The following is a 23,800-nucleotide window of genomic DNA, read 5'->3' as shown; positions in this document are numbered from 1 at the left end:
TGTCTGATCACATTAGTCCGACCCTTAAATTACTTTCGATATCACTATATTTTCGCTATACTATGCCGGATTTATATTTCTGGTTCTGCTTCATGTCTAAAAAATCGATATTCAGGATAACATTCGCCAATCAGGACTCTACTTATGAAATTTACGCGCGTAAAGTGTGTGAAAGTGAAATGTTTGGATTTCTTGAGGTTGAAGAGTTTGTTTTCGGTGAAAATACTTCTTTAGTTGTTGATCCCTCTGAAGAACGTTTAAAAGCCGAGTTCAGTTCGGTTAAAAGAACTTTTATCCCCCTGCAGGCAGTATACCGAATTGATGAGGTAACCAGGCAGGGTACAGGCAAGGTTATTGATAAAACCAGGGATGATAGTAAAATCAGCATGTTTCCCGTACCCGATAAACGTAAGTAACGGTTTCAAAATTTTTTTATATTCTCAGGATTTTACTCATGTCAACGCCACAAAAAATTAAAGAAGTTTATGAAAAAGCAACGCTTTTATTCACTATTGAGGAAATTGAAGCCGCACTGGATAAAATGGCTATCCACATTCATCAGCAACTGCATGATAAAAACCCGGTTGTGCTCTGTGTTATGATTGGCGGACTTGTTCCAATGGGTAATTTGCTGCCCCGTCTGAATTTCCCTTTGGAAGTCGATTATGTTCATGCAACTCGCTATGCCGGTGAAATTCATGGCGGCGAACTGCAGTGGAAAGTTAAACCATCTATTGATTTGACTGGCAGAACTGTTTTAATTATGGATGACATTCTGGATGGCGGTCTGACTTTAGCGGCGATTATCAAAGAAATTAAAGCTATGGGCGCTGATAGCGTTTATAGCGCTGTTTTAGTTGACAAGCATCATAAACGTGTTCCAGATGGTCTGGATAAAGCCGACTTTGTGGGCCTGGAAGTTGATGATCATTATATCTTCGGTTATGGCATGGATTACAACGAATACCTGCGCAATGCGCCAGGAATATTTGTAGTAGCTCCCGAACACGAGTAAAAGATTTCCCTCTTCTCAATACAGGAGAGGGGCATTCATGTCCTTGCAAGCTTCCTGCTTACCGGAAACTGATTTAATGCAACACTGATCTGCTTATACAATTCTGGCAGCCACCTGGGTTGCGCAAAGTTTGAGGTAGCAGGTTTGCCGACCCGTAAGTCATTTGGCGCAATAATTACTTTTATCCGGCTCAGTCCGACCCGATGCGCCAGTAAAAATAACTGGTCAATCGCTCTGTCGCCAATAGCCAGACAACCTACTGACAATGACTTACCATGCAGGAATATATTATTGCCCAATTGTTTGCGGCCATCTTTGCTGGCTTGCAGACGATCAAAACTGTTAGGATAGTCAATCATCATTGAAAGATGCATGCTGCTGAATGGGTTGAAGGTAACAAGGCGGTAGACCCCTTCAGGTATCTGGCCATCACGCTCTTTTAATTTAGGCCCCAAACGGCCACTGAAAGCAGTTAAAGGATAATTGTGGATATGCTGCCAGGCCTGCTTTTCATCTTTGGCCCATAATTCAATATACCTCTCTTTCTTGAATGCAAGAAGAGCAATATCTTTAGGCGGATAGGAAACATGGGCGCTGTTAAAAAAACGAATCAGCTCAGGTTCTGTACGCAAGCCATATTTGGCAATCGCGTTATCAACTGCTTGCTCCCAATTTAATTTTGGCGCCATTGCAAAACTTATTGTGCAGAAACCTATTAAATAAATTATAATCAGTCGGCGCATCATGTTCACTATCAATAAAAATTCCCGCATATTATCAAAAAACAATCAATAGAACAAATTTTCAACAATTCTTAGCTTCCCTTTTGAAATTTGGTTTGCAGCACAGCAGGAAGTTGCTTGATAACATAGCCTGGGGCTGTATCCAGATATCCGATTGAGGGCAGTAAGCCATAATGATTAGGGCACAAATACCCAATCTTGCCATAGCTGTCAACTTTATAGAAAACATGGCTATAACTGCAATAGTCCAGTTGAGTAAAAGTAGCTACCTGCAATACGGGAGTTCCCGGGTATCGATGTTCAATAAAATAAGCATTCGTCCAGAGGTTGCCAAGTAAAATGACAATACTGGTAATGGAAATCGCTGCAATTAAGCCTGTGGTATAACGGATAAAGCCCGAACCGGCCTCTTTGGCAAAATGTACCAGCAAATAAATAATGGCGATAAGCAATACCAGCAGGTTGATTGAATAAACTAATGTATGCAGATAACCAAAATAACTTCCCAATATTTCTCCGCCCGACAGGCGATAATGAATCAGGATGGCAATCAAGCTCAGCCAGAGCGAAATAACAATCAGGTTTTTATGGCTGGTTTTTAAACCTGCAATCAATAGCACTAAACCAAGAAAAGGGAAAATTGCATGAATAATATCCAAATTAGGCATCATATATAAATTCCTTTTTTATCTATAGCAAAAAAGCCCATCTTGCGAGCGTTAGCGGAGCAATCCTTATCGATGCTTCGCTAAAATACTCTAATAGTTTAACTTAAAATATTTGGCAAAAACAGGTTGTGATTGGCAAATTAATCAAATCTGGCAGATCGCCAAATCAACAGAAGCCTTGGCTTGTCGGATTTCATGCATACTATTAGCCTCACACAAACGTAAACTGAAACCATGATGACCAAGTTGCATACGCGGAACTATCCCGCTGGATTTATTCATGCGCAATAATATCAGATGGCAAGATGTTTTTGATGGAATTGGCCTTTGATAAAAACCATTTACCAACTCAATCTGATCAAATTCAGCAGTACTGCGTAATAATTTCAGATACAGATTAACCGCTGTGGTTAATGGTTGTATGTAACTTAACCACAGCATCAAATCCCGTTGTCTGATTATGGGATCAGATTCTAGCCATAATAACAATTGCGGCGAATGAATTTCGCAATCCTGATTGTGTAGTGATTGGCTTACCCGGATTGATTGTAAAAACGGAATTGTATGAATCTTATCGCCAAATCTGCCTACCGTCTGGTTCAGATTATGAATCTGATCGTGCAGGCTCTCCTGCAACTCCCGGTCAAAACTATTGTTATAGCGGATTAACGTATGTTCTATTCGCATTAGCTCTTTAAGAAAACGGCTTTTTAACTCGGGTTTTTCAATAAGCTGGATAATTTCGATTGTATTTTTCAGCGCGTAATGGTGAATAACCGGATGTGTTTCTTCGCACGCCTGATTAATTGTTTGGTAAAGACATTCCACCCGCAAGGCCACCCTGGGCAGGAAATGGGTAGCTAACTGAAAAGTGATAGTATCTGAAAACATAAAAGATGCTGTCCTTAGCCATTTACAAATTTAAAACCATAACTTGAAGGTGCAACTTCACTAGCATATGGGCAATTACACTATGATGACTTTTTAGCAGCCAATTGTAAATACTTTTCGTGTAATTGATTGATAGTTTTTAACAAATTATTTGCAGAACCATCATTAATTATCAAATCATCTGCCAGACTTCGCCGTGATGCATCATCCGGTTGGCTGGCCAGAATTGACAGTGCCTGCTGCTCATCGCAATTGTCGCGCTCCATAACCCGGCGTACTTGAATGTGGGTTGGCGCCAGCAAAACAAGTACGCGATCAAGATAAGGGTAGTCTTGTTTGCTTTTTAAAAGCGGAATTTCAATAACAGAGTAGGGGGCATTGCTGCATCGGGACAGCCTGTGCTGAATCGCATGTTTAATAAGTGGATGAAGTAACTGTTCAAGCCAAATCCGCTGCTTCACATCAGCAAAAATAATTTCCCGTAACTGACGGCGATCCAGCTCGCCATTAGCCAGGATAATGTGTTGACCAAAATGCTGTGCAATTTCGGTCAGCGCAGGCTGGTTTGCCTGCGTTAATTCTCTCGCCACATGATCAGCATTAATAATACAGGCTCCGAGTGTCTGAAAATGGTTAAGAGCCGTTGATTTACCGCTGGCGATATTACCTGTTAAACCGATACAAAGCATTAATACTCCACTTGATTCACATTTTTACACGTTATTAAATTGACATAGCATGTATCAGGAAAAGCGCTTTTTTCTTCACAAAACGACCTGGCTGCAATGGCGGCATCATCACGCTGCGTATAATAACTGCTTGGCCATATTTTAGCCATTTGATCTAATGCTTTGCATTGCCACATAGGTCTGGTCGATTGACCATTTGCCAGATAATCGCAATCATTTTTTGATATTTTACAGGTTGTCGGATATTGGCTGGATTTTTTACATAATTCCATGGCTTTGTTTATAGCGGACCGCTCATAATCACTACTGGCCGTCCACTGACCGCTGCCTTGGTCATAGGCCGTACAGTTCCAGGAATCAGTTGATGTTGCCAGTAATCCGTTACATAAAAATGCTAACAGGAAAGACATAATCCATTTGCTCATTATTGCTCCTGCCTTTAGTTTATTAAAGTATCGTGTACTGTGAATTTAACTTGTTGGGTCAAAACGACCCAACCTACAAAAATTGTCCTGTGCGCGGTTAACTGCACACTGCCATAATAGAGTTTAGGGTGATTTCACCCAATTTAACAATAGTTTCCTGTTCAATATTCAATGGCGGCAGCCAATATACAGTATGACCAAGCGGGCGTAATAGCGCGCCGCGGCTTAATGCCTCCTGTTCTAATTGCTTCCCGAGCCGCATTTCCAGTGGAAAGGGCATATCAGCGGCGGCAATAGCGCCTATACCACGGACATTTTTCAAGTACCCGGTCTCTTCCGCTATCTGATTAAGCTGTTCACGCATGAAAACACCTAGTGAACTAGCTTTTTCCAGTAAGCCGTCCTGTTCAATTGTGTTTAAAGTCGCCAGCGCTGCCGCAATCGCCAGCGCATTTCCACTGTGGGTATGCGAGTGTAGAAAGGATTTCCCTTTATGATAATCATCATAAAAAAGCTGATAAATTTCTTCATTGATCATAACGCAGCTAAAAGGGATAGTTCCTCCGGTCAAGCCTTTAGACAGGCAAATCAGATCGGGGCTGACATCAGCCTGACTGCATGCCAGCCAACTGCCGGTGCGGCCAATCCCGGTCATGATTTCATCAGCAATAAGATAGATATCATTTTCCTTCGCCCAATTAGCAAGCAAATGCAGATAGGCCGGGCTATAACACAACATGCCACCGCTACCCTGAACTAAAGGTTCAACCAGAATGGCTGATAATGCATGTTTGATTGGTTCAAGAAAAACAACGGTTTGGTTCCAGCATTGTTGGACATAATCATTATCGTGCGGTTCATCGGCGTTAAAATAAGGTATGTGCTCAATAAAATGGCATTTTGTGCCCATCCCTTGATAGGGTTTGCTATATACTCCCAAATCACTAACGCTTAAAGCTGCTAATGTTTCGCCATGATAACTGTTTTTTAATGCTGCGAACTCGGTTCGCTGGTTATTGCCTTTAATCTGGTTCGCATGGAGAGACAGTTTCATCGCAATTTCAACGGCACTGGAACCGTCGCTGGCAAAAAAAATGCGTTGTTTGCCGGTAATTTCAGCCAGTTTCTCTGCCAGTTCAACCATTAACGGGTGAGTTGTATTGGCTGAGATAACATGTTCAAATTTTACCAATTGCTCGCTGATTGCGTGAATGACTGCAGGATGGCTATGTCCTAATGATTTACACCACCAACTGGCGATTCCATCGATCAATCGACCGTGATTTGTATAGAGATAGCACCCTTTGGCAGACCTGATTTCCAATAAAGGCTGAGTCTCAAAATCTTTCATTTGCATACAGGGATGCCAGATATGTTTCAGGTCGCGCGCGCTTAATTCTGTCATGTTAACCATAAATTAAAAATAAGTTGACAATAAGATGGCGAACCTTATCATGTAACCTTCTTAAAACCAAGGTAGCCAAAATGGAAACAGCAAAAAAATATTGGCAATTTTCTGAAGTAAACAAAATTTATACACAACCATTGCATGATTTACTCTATGAAGCACATACCGTTCATAAAGCAAATCATCCGGCAAATACCATTAAAATCGCTCAGTTATTAAGCATCAAAACCGGCGCCTGTCCAGAGGATTGCGGCTATTGCTCGCAAAGCGGTCATCATAATACCATTATTGAAAAACATAAGCTGATGGATGTAGATACAGTCCTGGAGCATGCCCGGCAGGCAAAAGCAAACGGCGCCAAACGGTTTTGTATGGGTGCCGCCTGGCGTAATCCTCCTGAAAAGGAAATGCCGAAATTGAAACAAATGATTCATGAAGTAAAAGCGCTGGGTCTTGAAACCTGTATGACGCTTGGCATGTTAACCGGCGAGCAGGCACATGAACTAAAAGATGCCGGTCTTGATTATTATAATCACAATATTGATACGTCGCCTTCCTATTATAATAAAGTTGTTACAACCCGAACATTTGACGACCGGCTGGATACTATCAAAAAGGTCAGTGAGGCCGGTATGCAAGTCTGTTGTGGTGGAATATTGGGGTTGGGTGAAACTCAAAATGACAGAGTGGAGTTTGTTATGACTTTAGCCAATATGGAACCCCAGCCATTAAGTGTTCCAATTAATCAATTGGTACGTTTTGAAGGAACGCCGCTGGCTCACAAAGAGAGGATAGACAATTTTGAGATCGTCCGGACAATTGCAACAGCCCGTATTCTGCTACCGCAAAGCTTTATACGTCTCACAGCCGGGCGGATAGATATGTCGGAAGAATTGCAGGCATTATGCTTTTTTGCTGGCGCTAATTCAGTATTTACCGCTGATAAAATGTTGACTTGCGACTCGATCAACCAGAAAGAAAAAGACGATGTCTTGTTTACCAAGCTTGGGCTGAATGCATTACCGGCATGAACGCGCATATATTGATTGAACAATTGAAGCAGCAGGGGTTATATCGCCAGCGGGAGTGTTTTACGGATATTGCTGATTCGCACAATTTTTGCAGCAACGACTATTTGTCTTTGCGTAATGATCCCCGCATCAAGGAGGCGTATAAGCGTGGGTTTGAGCATTATCCTGCAGGCTCTGGAGCTTCCATGGCTGTTTGTGGTTATCATCCCATTCATAAACAATTGGAAAAAGCATTTGCCGAACGCCTGGGCGTTGATGACGCCCTGGTTTTTTCATCTGGCTATGCTGCTAATCTGGCCATAGCAAGCCTGCTTGGCCGCCTTGATTATCATATCCTGATTGATAAAGATATCCATGCCTCAATTTATGATGGTATTCAATTATCCAGGGTCAGGTATTCGCGTTTCCTGCATACTGATTTAAATGATCTGGCCAGAAAACTAAAAACTGTAACCGGGCAGTATACGGTGATCACAGAGTCAATTTTCAGCATGAGCGGCCGGAAGGCTGATTTGAAGAGGATTGTTGAAATGAGTCCATCTTGCATTGTGGACGAAGCGCATTCTTTCGGTATTATGGGAAAAAACGGTATGGGCGGCGTTCTTGAGGCTGGTCTGACTCAGGACGACATTCCGCTTAGAATTATTACTTTTGGTAAAGCGCTTGGTTTTCAAGGTGCGTTGGTTGCAGGGAGGGCTGAATGGATTGATGCCTTATTTCAATGTGCGCGATCGTTAATTTATTCAACTGCTTTTAGCCCGGCATTAGCATATGCTCTTCTCGAATGTCTAACAGTTGTGTATGATGCTCATGAAAAGCGCGAAAAGTTATTTAATTTGATCGCTTATTTCAGGCAAAAAATCGTAAATACTGACATGATCTGGAGTAATTCTCAGACTCAAATTCAACAGTTACGATTAGGTTGCCCTTATAAGGCGGTTAAATTCTCTGAAGCGCTTAAAGCTCAGGGAATCAGTTGCCGTGCCATGCGCGAGCCAACGGTTTCCCGTAAAAGTACAGGGTTGCGTATTGTCTTGAATGCGCATCATGAGCCTGAGCATATTGATAATTTACTGTGGCACTTAGAGGCGATATATGAATCTGTCCATTAAAACATTAGGCAACGGAAAACCATTGGTTTTTTTTCATGGGTGGGGGTTTGATCATTCAATCTGGTTGCCTTTAGCTGAGGCAATTAAAGATAAGTTTTCGGTCTATCTGGTTGACTTGCCGGGATTTGGACAAAGTTCGACGATGGAGTGGGGCGATTTTAAAACGATGTTGCTTGATCGCTTGCCTGAGAAATTTTCCCTTGTAGGTTGGTCAATGGGCGGCTTATATGCGACACGTTTTGCCTTAGAGGAAAGTGAGAGGGTTTCACATCTAATCAATGTGGCTTCTTCACCCTGTTTTCTGAAAAATGATGATTGGCCTGGTGTTGAGCGGCGAATGTTTGAGAATTTTTATGCCAATCTGGTTAGTAATCCAGAAGCTGCAGCAGTTGAATTTGTAAACCTGCAGCTCCAAAATCAGATTTACCAGAATACAGTGCATTTTTTACCCTCATCAGAGGCTTTAAAAAATGGCTTGAAGGCATTGGCCGAGTGGGATTTACGGGATTTGCTGAAACATTATCAGAAACCGGTAAGTTATGTGTTTGGCCGTCTCGATTCCATCACGCCCAGAGCAACCATGTTGGCTATGAAAAAGTTATTTCCTTCATTTGATTATGCTTTATTCAGGCGGGCGGCCCATTTGCCATTTCTGTCGCATCAGAATGAGTTTATTGAGCATATCGAGCGTTTTACTGCATGAAACGTTATTTCATTACCGGCACAGACACGGATTGTGGTAAAACCCATGTGACTTGTCTGTTGCTTAAGTATTTCAATAACAACAATTACGCAGCACAAGCTTTGAAGCCAGTTGCGAGCGGGAGTAATGGGATAAATGACGATATTATCCGCTTACAGCATTTTAATGCTGACCCAATAACACCGGTTAATCGCTGGTCGTTTAAAACACCGGTTTCGCCCCATTTGGCTGCCAGGCATGAAAACCAGTCCTTGACAGCGGCAGAACTGGCCGCCTTTTGTAATGAGTCGCGTTATAACCAATTTGATTACCTGTTAATCGAAGGAGCGGGCGGGCTGATGGTTCCGCTGAATGAACAGGAAACCTGGCTTGACTTCATTGAATGCCTGTCTATCCCGGTTATTATAGTCGTCGGCATACGATTAGGCTGTATAAACCAAGCTTTATTGACCGAAGCCGTACTTAAACAGCAAAAAGCGGCAATTACCGGCTGGATAGCTAATTGCCTTGATAGTAATATGTTAATGCTTGAAGAAAACATTGCAACGTTGAAAGAAAAGCTCGATAGTCCCTTGTTAGCAACGGTTCCGTATAATCAAGATATAGATTGGGTTGTAAACCCCATACCCGTTCGGCCTGTGGAAAATGCGGAGCATTGGTCTCGAAGGCGTGGCACTGAACCACAGGCTTCGAGACAGCGCTAAAGCGCTTCCTCAGCCCGAACGATATAGTTAAATGGAGAAATTTAATTCAAACTACCCACCTATGTTTAAATCAAATTCCACCTTGCCTGCAGCGTTGCAGTAAGTATATAATAATTGAACTTTTTTTAATTAATTTTTCAGTGTTACGGAGATTTGTTGATGCCAATTTATGAGTATGAGTGTACAAGTTGCCATCATCACTTTGATTTGATGCAAAAAATCAGTGACCAGCCCGCAAAAAAATGCCCGCAATGTTTAAATGACACAGCGGTCAGGCTTGTGTCTGCGAGTGGCTTTCAATTAAAAGGCAGCGGTTGGTATGTCACTGATTTTAAAAACAAAACAGCCTCATCTGCCTCGAGCGGGAAAGAAGCAGGTACTTCAACTACGACAACTGATTCCAGCGATTAATGAGGGTGATGTAGATTGAAAAGCCGGTCGTTTAAAAGCTTTATCTTAACTGGACTCGCTGTCTGGCTGCCTATAGTCGTTACATTTGTCGTGTTACGGTTTATTGTAGACATGCTCGATAGTACGATTGCTTTATTGCCGACCGGCTATCAACCTGAGCAATTGCTGGGATTCAGAGTACCTGGACTTGGCGTTTTTTTATCACTCGCAATCCTGGTAATAACCGGTATTATTGCAACCAACATACTCGGTCAGCGTCTGGTAGAGTGGGGCGAGATTGTTCTGAGTAAAATTCCACTTGTTCGCTCGATCTATAACGCTGCCAAGCAGGTCATTCAAGCGGTTTTTGCTACTAACAGCCAGGCATTTCGTAAAGTGATGCTCATAGAATACCCACGCAAAGGGCTATGGAGTATCGCTTTTTTAACTGGAAAGGCTCAGGGAAGTATTGCAAGCCAGACTGGTCAGGAAATGCTGACGGTTTTTATCCCTACAACACCGAATCCGACTTCAGGATTTCTGATCGTAGTGCCAAAACAGGATGCGATTGAATTAGACATGACAACCGACGAAGCATTAAAACTGATTATCTCGCTTGGCGTTGTGCAATCAGAAGAAACAATAATACAAAACAATATAAATAGGTGAACCCATTATGCGATCCCACTACTGTGCAAAAGTAAATGAAAATCTGAACAATGAAACAGTAACCGTCTGCGGTTGGGTGCATAATCGCCGTGATCATGGCGGGGTGATTTTTCTTGATATCAGGGATCGCACGGGTCTGGTTCAGGTTGTTTATGAACCTGAGTTAACCGATGTATTTGCCGTTGCAGAAAAACTGCGCCTTGAATTTGTTGTTCAGGTTACAGGGAAAGTCCGTCCACGCCCCGAAGGTATGATTAATGATAAAATGCCTACTGGTAAAATTGAAATCGTAGGCAATGCGTTAACAATTCTGAATCAGTCGCAGACTCCTCCGTTCCTGCCAGATGATCACCAGCAGGTTAGTGAAGACATGCGTTACCGTTATCGTTATCTTGACTTACGCCGTAATGCAATGCAGGAAAATTTAACAATTCGTCATCATATGATTCGGTGCATGCGCGAGTATTTAAATGCCCAGCATTTTACCGATATCGAAACGCCGATGCTGACCAAAGCAACACCAGAGGGTGCGCGGGATTATCTGGTTCCATCACGCGTTCATCCAGGCGAGTTTTACGCTCTGCCGCAATCACCCCAGTTATTCAAGCAGTTGTTGATGATGTCTGGCTTTGATCGTTATTATCAAGTAGTGCGCTGTTTCCGTGATGAAGATTTACGTGCCGACAGACAGCCTGAATTTACTCAGCTTGATATTGAAATGTCATTTATTGATGAAACGGTCATCCAGAGTTTGATTGAGGGCATGCTCAAAAAGATATTTAAAGAAGTATTAAACGTTGAACTGCCCGACACACTGCCGCGAATGACTTTTGCTGAAGCAATGCGCCGCTTTGGCAGCGATAAACCTGATCTGAGAATACCGCTGGAATTTGTCGATGTTGCTGATCTGGTTAAAGATTGTCAATTTAATGTATTCGCTTCCGCCGCTTCCGATCCGGAAGGCCGGGTTGTGGCGCTGAAACTGCCCAATGGTTGCGAGCTTACCCGCAAAGAGCTTGATGGTTATGGTGATTTCGTTGGAATTTATGGGGCAAAAGGGTTAGCCTATATTAAAGTGAATGATCGCAGTCAGGGTCATCAAGGCTTACAATCGCCTATTATCAAGTTTTTATCAGAAGACGCAGTAGAAGCAATTCTGCAGAGAGTAAATGCCCAAACTGGCGATGTTGTCTTCTTTGGTGCAGGTAAAGAAACACTGGTCAATGAATCAATGGGTGCACTCAGAGTAAAACTTGGCCACGATCGCGGTCTGGTTGAGGCGGGATGGCGTTTACTATGGGTTGTTGATTGGCCAATGTTTGAGATTGATGCTAAAACAGGAAACCTGCAGCCAATGCACCATCCATTTACTTCACCGCAAGAACTCGATAGCGAAAAATTGCGTGCTCAACCGACAAAAACACTTGCCAGAGCCTATGACATTGTCATTAACGGTTATGAAATTGGCGGCGGCTCAATCCGTATTCACCAGCCACAGCTGCAACAGGCAGTGTTTGATTTGATAGGCATAGGGGAAGAAGAAGCAAAAGAAAAATTCGGCTTCCTGCTCGAAGCGCTGCAATATGGCTGCCCCCCACATGGCGGGATTGCGCTTGGTGTTGATCGTCTGGCAATGTTACTGACTGGCTCAACGTCAATTCGTGATGTGATTGCGTTTCCAAAAACCCAATCAGCATCTTGTTTATTAACTAATGCGCCTACAGCGGTTGGAAGCGCGCAGCTTACAGAGTTGGGAATTCGCCTTGCAGCAAATTTACAAACGAAATAACAGACTGGCCAGTTTTTTTGCTTTGCAGAAAAGCTGGCTTAACACTTTGGTTTTATTTGTAGTACTTTTCATAAGTGCAGGTTCACTGTACGCGCAATTTGAAGACAACTCAGGAAAGTTGCTTGAGTATCTGACTCAGGAAAAATCTAACCTGACACTGGCTATCAGTGAAATGAATATCGATCAGGCACCGGTTGATCAGGCTGATTACCACAAAAAGCTGCAGCAAAATGATGCCATGCTTGCTTTAAACCGAGCAAAAATTGCCAGTTTTGAGAGTTTTTTGGTAAACCAGAAAAAAGTGCAACAGGATTACAGTCAAAAACTGAAACGCTTGCAACAATCAACGATTTCATCCCCGCTTCAGGAAAGCGCGCAGGAAAAAATAGAAAAAGTCGCTAACTTGAATGAGATCACTAAAAAAACGATTGATTTGATAAATGAAAACTTAGGTCTGGCCCTGCGATACCAGGATCTTTTAGTTCAGCAAAGTCACGTGTTGGAACTATGGCGGTCACGCGCTGAAATGCTCAAACAGCTTACTTCCCTGCATGAGCAGGAAGATCGCCTGAGCGCTTCGTTAAAAAAACTGTTTGAAAACAGTCTGAAGCTGCAACAGGAAATCAAGGCGGGCGGCGAGTTTAAATCAAGCTACACGATCGAAGCCCGTTTGCTGCTTAATAATCAGATTATCAGTTTAACCCAATATAAAATGGCCGAGCTTAACTTGCAACGTAAACTGGCCAAAGCCGATTATATGCTGTTGAAAAAACCGGATATCAGGACATTGCAGACTGTTGCAGATATATATAAAGATTCAATAAGTCAGTTATCCGATATGGAGCAGGCGCTGAAAAAAATGCTGCAGATGCTTAAAAACGAGCAGCCTCATTTGACTGATAACAACATCAAGCAGCAATTCGCTTCTTTAGTCAGGATAGTAAATGCCAGGATTGCCGGAATTGGTATTCAGGAGCAAACCTTACAAGAGGATTTGGAAAATCATCAGCACGAGCTGAAAAAGCAATTATCAACCCGGCAAAGCCTGGCAGAATATAAGCTTGATAGCTGGCCATCAATTTTACAACAGTTTTCGCGCATGCCTTTTCAGTTTTACTCCTATGTCAAATCACTGACGCTTAAAACAATCGACAATTATCTATGGCAGGATAACTTGCCAGCTATGCTGGTCTGGTTTGCACTGGCTGTCTGTCTGGGCATCATGCTCAGTCTGCATAAGCTGTTAATCAAACGGCTGACACTGGATAAGGAGCGTTCCAGATTATCAGGCCATTTATACGATGGCGCATTAAGCCTGTTGAACCGAAACATGCCGCATCTGACTATTACCTCGCTGCTTCTTGTTGCTTTGTACCTGAATCAGGTACCGTTTGTGAACTATCAATTATTATTTAACCTGATTGTGGTCTGGTTAACTTTCCGCAGCATGATATTAATTGCCCGACTGATGTTAATGGAGCGCATCAGTGATTCATCAGGAAAAGATGTCAGGCTGTATTATCGAATTAAATGGTTATTACTTGCCGGCGGCTGGACTACAGCGCTGATGGTTTTTGCTCATTTGCTGCCGTTGCCTATAATTCTACAGGATATTTTTAACCGCTTGTTTATGTTGTTTCTGGTTGCCGTGTCTTGCGTAGCCTGGAAGAGCCGCGAGGTGATTAACCATCTTCTGTACCCGGTGCTGCAAAATAAAAAGGGTTATCTGAGAAATGCCGTTATGCTGCTGGTTGTTTTAACGCCGGTTACACTGTTCACCACTGCAATAATCGGTCTGATTGGTTACATTAATCTAGCCTGGACGATGAGTTTATACCAGGTTCAGATTTTATTAATTATTTCCGGTTATGTGTTAATGCGCGGTTTGTTATTTGATGCGTTGGAGCTGATTTCCGAATGGATGATTTCTTCGCTGAAAAATGGCTGGTTATGGATTGAGGTTTTTCTTAAACCAATTGACCGGATATTAAGGCTTTGTCTGTTTGTTCTGTCATTTTATATGTTATTCCAATTATTTGGCTGGCATTCCGATTCGCTGGTAGTTACCAGCCTGTATCAGTTTGGCGAATATCCGCTGATTAATATTTCAGGCATTCATATTACCGCTGTCAGCATTCTTGAGTTTGTGATTGTTGCGTCATTATTTATCTGGATTTCCCGCTGGACTCGTGAATTCTGCTATCGTTGGTTATATAGCGATGCCAGAGATGCCGGCATCAGAAACAGTCTATCGGTATTTACCCAATACGCCATTATTCTTATTGGGGGATTTGTTGCGTTACGGGTTTTGGGGCTTGATTTTAGCGGGATGTCGATGGTTGTGGGCGGTTTGGCTGTCGGTATGGGATTTGGTTTGCGTGATTTTGCCAGTAATATCATTGGCGGGCTGATGTTATTGATTGAGCGCCCGGTACGCGAAGGAGATTTAATTAGTCTAGGTGGTTTTGAAGGCAAGGTGTCTCATATTGGCATACGTTCCATGCGGGTTTCATCCTGGGATAATATGGAAGTATTGATTCCAAACGCGGAAACATTGAATAAACCCTTTACTAACTGGACCCATCAGGATGGTATTGTACGCACTGTTTTTCCAATCAAAGTCAGCCGCGCCGATGATCCGGCGATTGTGCAACAACTGATTTTTGATGTATTGGCTACCACGTCTGAAATTGTTAACGAGCCGCCAGCTCAGGTATTTCTAAAGCAGATTGATGACGCACTGATTGAGTTTGAAGTACGTTACTTTATAGATGTCCAGATTCATACCCGCTTTGAAGTACGCTCAAAAGTACTGTTTGCTATTTATGAACAGTTTAAAATGGCTGGTATCAAACCCCCGATACCGCCATTTAGCGTTGAGATAAACGAGAGTAAGAAAGAGACTAAAAAAGAAGCTAAAAATGAAAGCGCGCCTGCCAGCCTTACCGCCCCAAACTGAGCAGGAGTTGCTGGAGCGATGCAGGATAATTGAAGGCCTGACGTTTGCCCAATTATCAGAATTGATGCAATACTCAATACCGGCCCAACCACCGAAAAGAAAGGGTTGGGCTGGCGCTGCAATTGAGGCGGCTTTGGGAACCACAGCAGGAACAAAACCCGAACCTGATTTTAATTATCTAGGGATTGAGCTTAAGACTATCCCATTAAATCACCACGGAATGCCTGCTGAATCAACGTTTGTCACTTCAGTCCCATTATTAACCATTGCCCAGCAACAATGGCGCACGTCGCAATGCTATCAGAAACTAAAAAGGGTATTGTGGGTACCGGTAGAAGGCATAAAAGAAATACCGTTTGAATACCGACGTATTGGCAAAGCCTTTTTATGGTCGCCAACCCATGAAGAAGAAACTATTCTGGCTGGAGACTGGCACGAGTTAACCACTATGATTATTACCGGTCAGCTGGAAGAAATTGACTCCAATATGGGAGAATATCTGCAAATCAGACCCAAGGCAGCGAATGCGAAATCGCTTTGTTATGGCTATGATAGCCAGGGAAGCAAAATTTTAACGTTACCTCGTGGTTTTTATCTGCGAAGCAAATTTACAGCTACTATATTGAAATAAAGAGTGTTGGGCTATACAGCCCATAGCCGTCAAGCTAAGGAATTAAATTTCTATATTTCACAATATCGTTCGGGCTGAGGAAGCGCGTTAGCGCTGTCTCGAAGCCTGTGGTACAGTGCCACGCCTTCGAGACAAATGCTCCGCATTTTCCTCAGGCCGAACGAATATGGACTGTAAAACACATAGCAGTCAGTTAAGGAATTTTGTACATTTACTATTCTAATTTCCTATGTACCTGGCTTAGCTTGACGGCTATGGGCTATACAGCCCAACACTCCTTTAACCAACAGGCCACTCTAAAAATCAACTTTCTGAAATACCATTTTTTCATTACAAAACAGATTTTGGCGTGAAAATTCCACAGCCTCTTTCGAGGCATGGCATCGCCAGTTTTGCTGTTCGTTAATGTACCCTGAATTGGTTTTACAAAAGACATTCGGTGTAAAAGCCGCAATATTTTTCTTCATTTCCGAGGTTCTGGCTGAAAAGAAAATAAAGGCTTCAATTTCAGCATTCCGCATATCGCTGCCTAAAGTCTGGCTGTCAAGATAGGAGTTTTTATGCGAAATGGAGTCGCTGAACCGGTTAAAGGGCAGGGTAGTGAGATCGATTCCTTTTTTTGTCTGCAGCAGTACGCTAAAAGCAGTCAGAGGGAGCTCAATATAACCCAGATCAGCCTGGGTATCAGCGAAAAATTTTAACCGGTAATAAGCGACTTCTGCCATGGCGGTAGGCAAGTCTAGTGAGCCATACCATAAAGACTTTTCATGTTTTTGTCCAAAACGCGATCCATATTCCAGCGGAGGATAACGAAATGGCGTAAAAATGAGGTAATTATATTGTTTATCAATATCAGGTTTAGTATCTTCCAGCAATTGTTCCAATAGCTCATGCTCTTCAATGTCATCAACCAAATCCCGCGAGCTGGAAATATGTTGAGCTTCTACTACCCGCCACGGTTTTTCACTAATGGCAGTGATTTGCTCAATTCCCTTGCAATCCTCCCAAATAGTCATATTTTACCGCGCATGGCATCTAAATAATTAAGCACTGAAATCAGACCGGGAAGCTTTTGCAGTTCTTCCAAAGGTGTTTTTGCAAAATTCCGGTTTTTGGAGCGTAGCCAGGCGATAGCCTTTTCGTGGTTGTTGCCAACCATGGCATTTAAACTTCTATAAACCCTTATTAAAAGCAGAGCAATTTCTCCTTCTTTGCTATCAGGCGAGATGAGTTTTTGGCCCTGACGCATTCTGGTAATGCTGGACTCACTGAATCCGGTAATATTATGCAGATCCTTCCCACTTAAAGCGTAATTTTTTGCTAAATTACATATCGCTTTAGTAAGAACTACGGCTTCGTTATTAGAGCTTAATGATACTGTTTTCATAATATTGCTCCGTAGTGGTTTCATATAAAATTATATGACAAAATAATTTCATCTGCAAGTGAGGTAAATCAAATCAGTTTAGGTGGGGTCGTTTCGACCCAACAAATTTTTTTATCAACTACGCTAAGCCTGAAAAACTATTGAAAATTGGTAATGTTGGGTCAAAACGACCCAACCTACATGTAACATAAAAGTGTTTCGTACAAAGGTTGGGCTGTAAAGCCAACATTCCTTAGAGTTAACTTTATCCCCAAAACTTGATAAAATACTAAAAGGAAATAAAAAAACATATGGATCTTCAAACAGGTGTTTTATGGTGAAATTCATTTTCAGCTTATTAAATTTTTTAATCGTTGCTTTTCCTTCATTTGCATTCAATTCCTCTTCATTGCCACAAAAAATAGATACCCTTATTGAGCAACAGCTGCCTAACGCAGTAGTGGGTGTTTTAATTAAAAATTTGGCTACGGGAGATGTTATTTATAGTAAAAATGCGAATAAATTATTTACTCCGGCAAGTTGTACCAAACTTTTTACCGCTGCCGCGGCTCTTTACGAATTGAAACCGGCATTCCGCTTTATTACCCGCATTGCCAGCCATAAAAACAATATTTATTTAATTTTTACCGGTTCGCCTTCATTATCCAGTGCCGATCTTGGAAAATTAATAACAGATTGGGCTAATAAAAGCAGTAAAACAATTAACGGCAATATTATTATCGATACCACGCGATACCAGCCGCCGGATTATGCTGGGGGTAATTCTTACGATGATTTGGGCTGGTATTACGCAGCGCCTACTGGTGCAGCAATTATTGATGAAAATGCTGAAACTTATCAGGTAACGCCTGCAAAGCAGCCAGGTCTACCCGTAAAATTTAAAGCGAAAACGGTCAATCCGCGGCTGACGCTGATTAATCAGGTAGTCACTGCCTCCAAAGAGAATGAAAAAGAACATTGTAACCTGAATATAGAAACCAAAAATGCCAACACACTCAGGCTTTATGGTTGCATGGCAGCAAGTGAAAACCCGGTCGAATACAAACTGGCTGTACCGGATGTTGAGTTGGTAATACGGCAGTTAGTGCAAAAAGGCTTAAAGCAGCACGGTATTCGTTTAAACGGTAAAATAATGGCGGGTAAAGCGCCTGTTGAAGTTAAAGAGATTGCACGTATTGAATCGGAACCGCTGATTAAGCTGGTTAGCGTTATGCTGAAAGAGTCGGATAATATTTATGCTGACAGTTTATTTAAGCAGGTGGCCTATAAATTGACTGGTCAGGGAAACTACAAGCAGGGGATTTATGCAATCAAGCAAGTGTTGCAGCATTATACCCAGCTCGATTTTACTCAACTTCAGCTCTCTGATGGTATGGGAACCCGCTACAATCTGGCAACACCCGGCCAGCTAGTGAGCCTGCTAACCACCATTTATAGCCAACCCGATATGCAGGGCATGTTTTTAACTGCTTTGCCGCAATCAGGTATATCAGGCACTTTATCGACGCGGATGAGAAATACTGAGCTTGCTGGTCTGGTTTACGCAAAGACTGGATCGATGCATGATGTTTCATCTTTATCAGGGTATTTACTACGTCCCGGGGAAGATCCTGTTGTATTTTCCATTGTGATTAACAGCATCAATAAGCCATTATCCGTTGCCCGGGATTTGGAAGATAAGATTTTATTAATGGTTAATAAGAACTACAGTAAAAAATCAGAAATGCAGCTTTGATTGTGTGAAATTAATGCTCTGTAAGGATGACTATGAAAATTAAATACTATGTAGTAGCTGCAGTTTTAATTGCATTAATTCCAATTATCATGATTTATAAATCCATTTTAGCCACACAGGATAGTTGTCAACTGATAGATGCCCTGGATAAATCTATACTTCCTCCTGATAGCAGCCAGGTTCTTATAATTAAATCACTGAGTGGATTGAAAGCGCAGGCAACGGCATGCCAGAAGAGAAGTGGTTCCTGGCACCGGGTGTTGTCATCGCCGTTTCCGGCGGTAGTTGGCCAACAGGGGATCATTTCTGCCAATCAAAAGATCGAGGGTGATAAAAAAACACCAGAAGGTTTATATCCTCTGGTTGCAGCCTTTGGCACAGAGCCTATGCCGCTCAGAATGGATTATAAATTTATTACCAGAGAAGATAAGTTTATTGATGATCCTGAAAGCCCTGCTTACAACACCTGGGTTACCGGAGCAACTAAGGCGAAAAGTTTTGAAATTATGGATATCCCGATTTATAAACGCGGCGCTATAGTCGGTTATAACATGACGCCAATCATACCGGGAAAAGGCAGTGCTATTTTTATGCATATATGGAAAAACGCAGACACAGGAACATATGGTTGTATTGCATTTGAAGAAAGCCAGCTGATAGCGATTCTCCATTGGCTGGATAAAACCCAACATCCCTATATTTATATCACAAAGTAGGTTGGTTCGTTTGATCCAACAAAAGATGGTTGGGTAAAAGCAATAGCTCTTGATTTTAAAACTAACCATGATATATCTATTTGTTCTTTATTATATTTTTAAATGGATTTAACTTTGAAAAAACTGGTTTTAGGTCTTTCTCTATTTCCCTCGCTGCTCCATGCGGATCTATTCACGGCATTTATTGCGGGAGGGCTTAATGTCTCCCGGCTTGATAATGAACCTTACGTTGCACTGAACAGCTTTGTTACCAATAGCTATCAAACGGTTAAAAAAAATGACTGGCAAGGTTTTTGGGGGGTAGGCATTAGCCATGCATTTACTGCACTTACGCCGCAAACAGAATTTTCCCTCGGCATCGCTGGTTATTCCTTACGGTTAGGGAAAGTACGAGGGATTGAATATCCCTTTATTAACGTCGGTCTTTTTGATCCGCTAACTTACCGCTTTCAGGCAACCAGCAATGTAATATTAGCTGAAACCCGCTTATTATATCAGGCATATAACTGGCAGCCATTTATTCTGGCTGGTGTAGGTGATACGGCTAATCGTCTGAAAGGTTATCAGGAGGCGCCTGCTTCTATCACTGGAAGTGCTGTACCACAAGTTCCTGGCTTTGCTGATAATACAAGACATAACCTGGCCTATGAATTAGGCTTTGGCGTACAGCATAGTTTGTATGAGGATAAGAGCCGAAAAATCAATTATAGCGGCTCTGTCGGATATCGTTATTTTAATCTTGGCAGCGCAGTGTTGGGAGCGCTTCCTGTACAAACGTCTGCAACTCGCCTGCAGGTCAGAAATATGTATACTCAAGGTATTGTTTTTACGCTGAATGCGGCATTTAACTAATTCGCTAACTCTCGTAAAGACGGCTTAATTTCAGGATGAAATAGTATGAAAAAATTATCTCTCTTATTGGGAACCAGTTTGTTTTTCGCCACTGCGAGCGTGTCTGCTGCAGCGATTATGGATGTTATTCCCAGCAGCAGCAACCCTATAGCCATTTCTTCAAACAGCCAGACCTATTTGACTTATAGTGTCAAAAATAATACCAGACAAACATTAAGTGCATTATCCATTGATCCCGCTTACGGCAATGCCAACAACATACTAGTACCATTTTTGAGCAGTAATTATTGCACCGCCATAGCGCCAGGTGCGAGCTGTAATTTTATTGTCGCCATCCAGGCGCCTGCTCAAAATGCCGCAATAACTTTGACGCCCAGAGTCTGCGCTTATAATGGTACAGCCTGCTCAATCCCTGTATCAGCTAATCGCGTCTCGGTTATTGCCAGTTCAAATGTACCGGGCAGTACTTTTCCTACGCCTTATGCGGGAACATTTTACCCTATCTACTTTGCTGGGGTAGGGCAATGGATTGAACCCGATATCAACATGCCGTTTGAGCGTGTCAGCGCAATTTTTATAGCATTTGCGCATACCTATCCAGCAGGGTTGGGTGCAATTTTTACTTATGAGGCGGGACAGCCGGATCAGCCTGGCCGTATTGCTCGCTTATTGCATGTTGCCCGCAGTGTTAACCCTGGCATAAAACTGCTAATCTCATTGGGCTGGGACAAGAACGATTGGACCTATATTAATAATGATTATGTTAATCATGCCAATCTTTTTGTTCCAAGCGTTATTCAATTTATCCGTGACAATCATCTTGATGGCCTGGATATTGATGATGAGGGAATTGGAGGCAGTACGGGTTTTATTTCACAGGAAAATTTTGATGGCGTCATAGCCAATTTGCGTAACGCATTAAATTATGCAGCGTTACAAGACGGCAAACCGTACTACCTGACAATCAGCCCGGCTGGCAATAACTCGGTATTTGGAGGTTTACAGGATACGCAGGTTGACAGGCAAAATGCTAACAGCTTTGATTTAATCAATATCCAGACTTACTATAATGGCGATCCGGATTTTGGCGAAAACTTTTTTGACAGCCTGATTATGATTGGTTATCCCGCAACGCGGATCGCAAATGGTATAGATACTGAAAACTGTACTCCGGTTATACCGCCATATGCCGGCACAGCGGGTTTGTTTAATTGGAATATGTCAGCTGACAGCGCTTGCAGCAATTTTCAATATACCATTCAAATTGCCGATTTGGTCGGTTACAACGGTTAGCTGAGAATAAAATGGAAAAATTTTTAGGATTAAACGAAATTCTCGATTATGGACTTTATCTCAGAGGGGTATGTATTACCCTCTATGCGGTCATTATTTTTAGAATTAATCCATCCCGTCTTTATGGCAATCATTCTGCTTTGGATTTTATTATTTATATTATTCTTGGAGCGATATTAGGCGAAGCAATTGTAAATAATATTCCATTATTACCATCAATGATTGTCTGTACAATTATAGTCCTAATGTACCGGGCATTAATTTATTTAACCTATAAAAGTCATCGCATTGGAAAATACATTAAAGGTCAAAAAATTACTATTATACGAAATGGAAAATATATTAAAAAAAATCTTCAGTGTACACGGCTTACCACTAATGACGTATTGCAGGCATTACGGCTTCAGTACGGAGTCAATAGTATTAACCAGGTTAAAATTGCTATCCTTGAGCGGGGTGGTCAGATATCCTTTCAAATGAAAACGTCATCCCAGAGATAGAGAGGGATGACGTTACTACAGGTTATTTAAAGCGGTTTTCAACAACCATTTCTTCTTTACTGATATAACCAGGCTTTGGCCAACTTGGTTTAGTTGATTTTCCAATAACCAGCATCATTCCAATTGCATGATCAGCAGGCAGGTTAATAATCTGCGCAACTTTTTCAGCATCGAAACCGATCATCGGGCATGAATCATATCCCATTGCTCTGGCAGCCAACATCAGTGTCTGAGCGATAAAACCGACAGAACGCATTGCTTCATCACGTTGCAATTGCTCCTTGCCGCCATAGAAATTTGGAATCCAGGGCAGAATAATATCCTGAACTTCCTGTGGCGCGTTATGCCAGTAACGGTGAGGATCTTTAGCCCATGCTTTAATATCAGTTGTAATCACAAACAATAAAGAAGCATCAGTAACTTGCGCCTGATCAACAGCAGCTGCACGAATTTGTTTTCTTAGCTGCTGATCTGTGACTTTCACCAGACGCCAGTGTTGAATATTAAAAGAAGAGGGCGCCTGAGCTGCCAAATCGATCAGGCTTGCCTCTTCTTCTGACGTCAAACGGTGCGTCGGGTCAAAGTGTTTGACCGCGCGCCGTGTACGTATCGCTTCAATTGTATCCATTTACATCCTCCGGATAGCAACAAACTTTAGAATCTGACTCGCAATTCCGCATAGACTTCATTAGCAGTCAAACGGCCATCCCAGGCTGGAACTGTGACTCCATTTCGACCCAAGGCTGCGTTTGGAGACGTGGTTGATGAAGTAATGTAATTAGGGAAGGGCAATTTACCGCCATCGAAGTAGTTATAACCAACAGCCAGACTTGTTTTTGGAGTCAGCTGCGCGGCTAAACCTGCACCAACATGCCAGGCAAAGGCACTGTCAGTTGTTGTCTGATTAATAGAAGATACTTCAGAACGTAACACCTGATTGCCATCAACAAATGAATTGCCTACAGTGCGGAAATTACTGACATCGAGATAGTCAACACCAAGACCTGCACCAACAAAAGGCGTTATGGTAATACCATTTGCCGCCCACTGTAATTGCGGGGATAAATTACCCAGATCTAACCAGGCGCTAAACATGGCCGCGTCACTGGAAACATCAAAAAAGCGGGTACGAGCTGAACCGGTAAAACCACTGGTTCCGGTATTAGCGCCAGTCTGATATTGCTTGTACCTGTAGTCGCCGCGGTGTTCATAACGGGCATCAATGCTCAGGTAGTCAGTGATGTAATAACCGACACCGGCAAACAGCAGTGCAGTAGAGCCGAGATCATTGTTATAACCCTGAGCGGCATTGTCCCATACGCCTGAGAAAACACGGATATCTGCATTACGGCTGGCAGAATAACCAGCGCCGCCTGTAAAATACCAGTCAGAAGTTTGAGGAGCTACTGGACCCATTGTGCCTGCAGTTACTGTGGAAGAAAGGCCTAAAGCCAGAGAAGCGGTAATAATGTTAAGCTTGTTCATGAGTA

Annotated in this window: 26 protein-coding genes; 16 read left to right on the top strand and 10 right to left on the bottom strand. The window is 42.4% G+C overall.

Annotated features, from left to right (window positions below; all coding sequences use genetic code 11):
• The first annotated feature begins 92 nt into the window (after positions 1–92).
• On the top strand, positions 93–416 hold the full coding sequence (locus tag ACFORL_RS00490) for a DUF1820 family protein (RefSeq protein ID WP_382340028.1): 324 nt from the start codon (positions 93–95) through the stop codon (positions 414–416).
• A 38-nt stretch (positions 417–454) separates the two neighbouring features.
• A complete protein-coding gene (locus ACFORL_RS00485) occupies positions 455–1,015 on the top strand; it encodes a hypoxanthine-guanine phosphoribosyltransferase (protein WP_382340026.1) in 561 nt (186 codons plus the stop codon).
• A gap of 35 nt (positions 1,016–1,050) precedes the next feature.
• On the opposite strand, the gene ACFORL_RS00480 is transcribed toward ACFORL_RS00485, so the two are convergent.
• From ACFORL_RS00480 to bioA, 6 genes are all read right to left on the bottom strand, one after another.
• Positions 1,051–1,704 carry a L,D-transpeptidase family protein gene (locus ACFORL_RS00480; protein ID WP_382340024.1) on the bottom strand — a complete coding sequence of 218 codons (654 nt, stop codon included), beginning with the start codon at positions 1,702–1,704 and terminating at the stop codon, positions 1,051–1,053.
• 125 nt (positions 1,705–1,829) lie between these two features.
• On the bottom strand, positions 1,830–2,429 hold the full coding sequence (locus ACFORL_RS00475; RefSeq protein WP_382340022.1) for a type I secretion system protein LssZ: 600 nt from the start codon (positions 2,427–2,429) through the stop codon (positions 1,830–1,832).
• 141 nt (positions 2,430–2,570) lie between these two features.
• The gene (gene zapD / locus ACFORL_RS00470) at positions 2,571–3,317 is read right to left on the bottom strand and encodes a cell division protein ZapD (protein ID WP_382340020.1); all 747 of its coding nucleotides are present in this window, start codon (positions 3,315–3,317) and stop codon (positions 2,571–2,573) included.
• Positions 3,318–3,397: 80 nt separating this feature from the next.
• On the bottom strand, positions 3,398–4,006 hold the full coding sequence (gene coaE / locus ACFORL_RS00465) for a dephospho-CoA kinase (protein ID WP_382340018.1): 609 nt from the start codon (positions 4,004–4,006) through the stop codon (positions 3,398–3,400).
• On the bottom strand, positions 4,006–4,431 hold the full coding sequence (locus tag ACFORL_RS00460) for a hypothetical protein (protein WP_382340016.1): 426 nt from the start codon (positions 4,429–4,431) through the stop codon (positions 4,006–4,008). The genes coaE and ACFORL_RS00460 overlap by 1 nt, the downstream gene beginning before the upstream one ends.
• 97 nt (positions 4,432–4,528) lie before the next feature.
• Positions 4,529–5,845 carry an adenosylmethionine--8-amino-7-oxononanoate transaminase gene (bioA, locus tag ACFORL_RS00455; protein WP_382340014.1) on the bottom strand — a complete coding sequence of 439 codons (1,317 nt, stop codon included), beginning with the start codon at positions 5,843–5,845 and terminating at the stop codon, positions 4,529–4,531.
• A gap of 71 nt (positions 5,846–5,916) precedes the next feature.
• Between bioA and bioB the strand changes: the two genes are divergently transcribed.
• The 9 genes from bioB (at position 5,917) to mutH (ending at position 15,827) form a co-directional block, all read left to right on the top strand.
• Entirely contained in the window at positions 5,917–6,870 is a 954-nt protein-coding gene (gene bioB, locus ACFORL_RS00450) for a biotin synthase BioB (RefSeq protein ID WP_382340012.1), read from the top strand.
• Positions 6,867–7,982 carry an aminotransferase class I/II-fold pyridoxal phosphate-dependent enzyme gene (locus tag ACFORL_RS00445; protein ID WP_382340010.1) on the top strand — a complete coding sequence of 372 codons (1,116 nt, stop codon included), beginning with the start codon at positions 6,867–6,869 and terminating at the stop codon, positions 7,980–7,982. The genes bioB and ACFORL_RS00445 overlap by 4 nt, the downstream gene beginning before the upstream one ends.
• A complete protein-coding gene (locus ACFORL_RS00440; protein WP_382340008.1) occupies positions 7,966–8,685 on the top strand; it encodes an alpha/beta fold hydrolase in 720 nt (239 codons plus the stop codon). Before ACFORL_RS00445 ends, ACFORL_RS00440 begins: the two co-directional genes overlap by 17 nt.
• Complete coding sequence (bioD, locus tag ACFORL_RS00435; RefSeq protein ID WP_382340006.1) at positions 8,682–9,389, top strand: dethiobiotin synthase; 708 nt, start codon at positions 8,682–8,684, stop codon at positions 9,387–9,389. The genes ACFORL_RS00440 and bioD overlap by 4 nt, the downstream gene beginning before the upstream one ends.
• Before the next feature lie 159 nt (positions 9,390–9,548).
• Positions 9,549–9,800: an FmdB family zinc ribbon protein gene (locus ACFORL_RS00430; RefSeq protein ID WP_382340004.1), complete on the top strand. Its 252-nt coding sequence runs from the start codon at positions 9,549–9,551 to the stop codon at positions 9,798–9,800.
• A gap of 15 nt (positions 9,801–9,815) precedes the next feature.
• Positions 9,816–10,448: a DUF502 domain-containing protein gene (locus tag ACFORL_RS00425; RefSeq protein WP_382340002.1), complete on the top strand. Its 633-nt coding sequence runs from the start codon at positions 9,816–9,818 to the stop codon at positions 10,446–10,448.
• A gap of 7 nt (positions 10,449–10,455) precedes the next feature.
• The gene (gene aspS, locus ACFORL_RS00420; protein ID WP_382340000.1) at positions 10,456–12,237 is read left to right on the top strand and encodes an aspartate--tRNA ligase; all 1,782 of its coding nucleotides are present in this window, start codon (positions 10,456–10,458) and stop codon (positions 12,235–12,237) included.
• Positions 12,212–15,196: a mechanosensitive ion channel domain-containing protein gene (locus tag ACFORL_RS00415; protein ID WP_382339998.1), complete on the top strand. Its 2,985-nt coding sequence runs from the start codon at positions 12,212–12,214 to the stop codon at positions 15,194–15,196. Before aspS ends, ACFORL_RS00415 begins: the two co-directional genes overlap by 26 nt.
• Positions 15,159–15,827, top strand: a complete 669-nt coding sequence (mutH, locus tag ACFORL_RS00410) for a DNA mismatch repair endonuclease MutH (RefSeq protein WP_382339996.1) — start codon at positions 15,159–15,161, stop codon at positions 15,825–15,827. Before ACFORL_RS00415 ends, mutH begins: the two co-directional genes overlap by 38 nt.
• 296 nt (positions 15,828–16,123) lie before the next feature.
• On the opposite strand, the gene ACFORL_RS00405 is transcribed toward mutH, so the two are convergent.
• Positions 16,124–16,843: an RES family NAD+ phosphorylase gene (locus tag ACFORL_RS00405; protein ID WP_382339994.1), complete on the bottom strand. Its 720-nt coding sequence runs from the start codon at positions 16,841–16,843 to the stop codon at positions 16,124–16,126.
• Positions 16,840–17,214 carry an antitoxin Xre/MbcA/ParS toxin-binding domain-containing protein gene (locus tag ACFORL_RS00400; protein ID WP_382339992.1) on the bottom strand — a complete coding sequence of 125 codons (375 nt, stop codon included), beginning with the start codon at positions 17,212–17,214 and terminating at the stop codon, positions 16,840–16,842. Before ACFORL_RS00400 ends, ACFORL_RS00405 begins: the two co-directional genes overlap by 4 nt.
• A 313-nt stretch (positions 17,215–17,527) precedes the next feature.
• Between ACFORL_RS00400 and dacB the strand changes: the two genes are divergently transcribed.
• The 5 genes from dacB to ACFORL_RS00375 all read left to right on the top strand — a co-directional run bounded on the left by dacB (position 17,528) and on the right by ACFORL_RS00375 (position 22,310).
• Entirely contained in the window at positions 17,528–18,949 is a 1,422-nt protein-coding gene (dacB, locus tag ACFORL_RS00395; RefSeq protein WP_382339990.1) for a D-alanyl-D-alanine carboxypeptidase/D-alanyl-D-alanine endopeptidase, read from the top strand.
• A 32-nt stretch (positions 18,950–18,981) separates the two neighbouring features.
• Positions 18,982–19,665 carry a L,D-transpeptidase family protein gene (locus ACFORL_RS00390; RefSeq protein WP_382339988.1) on the top strand — a complete coding sequence of 228 codons (684 nt, stop codon included), beginning with the start codon at positions 18,982–18,984 and terminating at the stop codon, positions 19,663–19,665.
• Between the two features lie 114 nt (positions 19,666–19,779).
• Entirely contained in the window at positions 19,780–20,517 is a 738-nt protein-coding gene (locus ACFORL_RS00385) for a hypothetical protein (protein WP_382339985.1), read from the top strand.
• 45 nt (positions 20,518–20,562) lie between these two features.
• Positions 20,563–21,810: a glycosyl hydrolase family 18 protein gene (locus ACFORL_RS00380; protein ID WP_382339982.1), complete on the top strand. Its 1,248-nt coding sequence runs from the start codon at positions 20,563–20,565 to the stop codon at positions 21,808–21,810.
• An 11-nt stretch (positions 21,811–21,821) separates the two neighbouring features.
• Positions 21,822–22,310, top strand: coding sequence for a DUF421 domain-containing protein (locus ACFORL_RS00375; RefSeq protein WP_382339980.1), 489 nt, complete (start codon positions 21,822–21,824; stop codon positions 22,308–22,310).
• A 22-nt stretch (positions 22,311–22,332) separates the two neighbouring features.
• Here the strand turns inward: ACFORL_RS00375 and ACFORL_RS00370 are convergent, their stop codons facing one another.
• Together ACFORL_RS00370 and ACFORL_RS00365 are read right to left on the bottom strand one after the other, a co-directional pair.
• Positions 22,333–22,938 (bottom strand): nitroreductase family protein, encoded by a 606-nt coding sequence (locus tag ACFORL_RS00370; RefSeq protein WP_382339978.1) that lies wholly within the window; start codon positions 22,936–22,938, stop codon positions 22,333–22,335.
• Between the two features lie 26 nt (positions 22,939–22,964).
• Positions 22,965–23,795 carry an outer membrane protein gene (locus tag ACFORL_RS00365; RefSeq protein WP_382339976.1) on the bottom strand — a complete coding sequence of 277 codons (831 nt, stop codon included), beginning with the start codon at positions 23,793–23,795 and terminating at the stop codon, positions 22,965–22,967.
• Between the last annotated feature and the right edge of the window lie 5 nt (positions 23,796–23,800).

The organism is Legionella dresdenensis (assembly GCF_042649825.1).
Classification (GTDB): domain Bacteria; phylum Pseudomonadota; class Gammaproteobacteria; order Legionellales; family Legionellaceae; genus Legionella_C; species Legionella_C dresdenensis.
The sequence above is the reverse complement of the archived record's forward strand: the minus strand, read 5'-3'. Positions and strand labels throughout refer to the sequence as shown.

Excerpts from the sequence above, each read along its gene's own strand:
- ACFORL_RS00475 (WP_382340022.1), bottom strand. The coding sequence starts at position 2,429 with ATGATGCCTAATTTGGATATTATTCATGCAATTTTCCCTTTTCTTGGT.
- ACFORL_RS00445 (WP_382340010.1), top strand. The coding sequence starts at position 6,867 with ATGAACGCGCATATATTGATTGAACAATTGAAGCAGCAGGGGTTATAT.
- ACFORL_RS00380 (WP_382339982.1), top strand. The coding sequence starts at position 20,563 with ATGAAAAAATTATCTCTCTTATTGGGAACCAGTTTGTTTTTCGCCACT.
- bioA (WP_382340014.1), bottom strand. The coding sequence starts at position 5,845 with ATGGTTAACATGACAGAATTAAGCGCGCGCGACCTGAAACATATCTGG.
- ACFORL_RS00405 (WP_382339994.1), bottom strand. The coding sequence starts at position 16,843 with ATGACTATTTGGGAGGATTGCAAGGGAATTGAGCAAATCACTGCCATT.
- ACFORL_RS00490 (WP_382340028.1), top strand. The coding sequence starts at position 93 with ATGTCTAAAAAATCGATATTCAGGATAACATTCGCCAATCAGGACTCT.
- aspS (WP_382340000.1), top strand. The coding sequence starts at position 10,456 with ATGCGATCCCACTACTGTGCAAAAGTAAATGAAAATCTGAACAATGAA.
- ACFORL_RS00430 (WP_382340004.1), top strand. The coding sequence starts at position 9,549 with ATGCCAATTTATGAGTATGAGTGTACAAGTTGCCATCATCACTTTGAT.
- mutH (WP_382339996.1), top strand. The coding sequence starts at position 15,159 with ATGAAAGCGCGCCTGCCAGCCTTACCGCCCCAAACTGAGCAGGAGTTG.
- dacB (WP_382339990.1), top strand. The coding sequence starts at position 17,528 with ATGGTGAAATTCATTTTCAGCTTATTAAATTTTTTAATCGTTGCTTTT.
- ACFORL_RS00370 (WP_382339978.1), bottom strand. The coding sequence starts at position 22,938 with ATGGATACAATTGAAGCGATACGTACACGGCGCGCGGTCAAACACTTT.
- ACFORL_RS00440 (WP_382340008.1), top strand. The coding sequence starts at position 7,966 with ATGAATCTGTCCATTAAAACATTAGGCAACGGAAAACCATTGGTTTTT.
- zapD (WP_382340020.1), bottom strand. The coding sequence starts at position 3,317 with ATGTTTTCAGATACTATCACTTTTCAGTTAGCTACCCATTTCCTGCCC.
- ACFORL_RS00365 (WP_382339976.1), bottom strand. The coding sequence starts at position 23,795 with ATGAACAAGCTTAACATTATTACCGCTTCTCTGGCTTTAGGCCTTTCT.
- ACFORL_RS00485 (WP_382340026.1), top strand. The coding sequence starts at position 455 with ATGTCAACGCCACAAAAAATTAAAGAAGTTTATGAAAAAGCAACGCTT.
- ACFORL_RS00390 (WP_382339988.1), top strand. The coding sequence starts at position 18,982 with ATGAAAATTAAATACTATGTAGTAGCTGCAGTTTTAATTGCATTAATT.
- bioD (WP_382340006.1), top strand. The coding sequence starts at position 8,682 with ATGAAACGTTATTTCATTACCGGCACAGACACGGATTGTGGTAAAACC.
- bioB (WP_382340012.1), top strand. The coding sequence starts at position 5,917 with ATGGAAACAGCAAAAAAATATTGGCAATTTTCTGAAGTAAACAAAATT.
- ACFORL_RS00400 (WP_382339992.1), bottom strand. The coding sequence starts at position 17,214 with ATGAAAACAGTATCATTAAGCTCTAATAACGAAGCCGTAGTTCTTACT.
- ACFORL_RS00480 (WP_382340024.1), bottom strand. The coding sequence starts at position 1,704 with ATGGCGCCAAAATTAAATTGGGAGCAAGCAGTTGATAACGCGATTGCC.
- ACFORL_RS00460 (WP_382340016.1), bottom strand. The coding sequence starts at position 4,431 with ATGAGCAAATGGATTATGTCTTTCCTGTTAGCATTTTTATGTAACGGA.
- ACFORL_RS00375 (WP_382339980.1), top strand. The coding sequence starts at position 21,822 with ATGGAAAAATTTTTAGGATTAAACGAAATTCTCGATTATGGACTTTAT.
- coaE (WP_382340018.1), bottom strand. The coding sequence starts at position 4,006 with ATGCTTTGTATCGGTTTAACAGGTAATATCGCCAGCGGTAAATCAACG.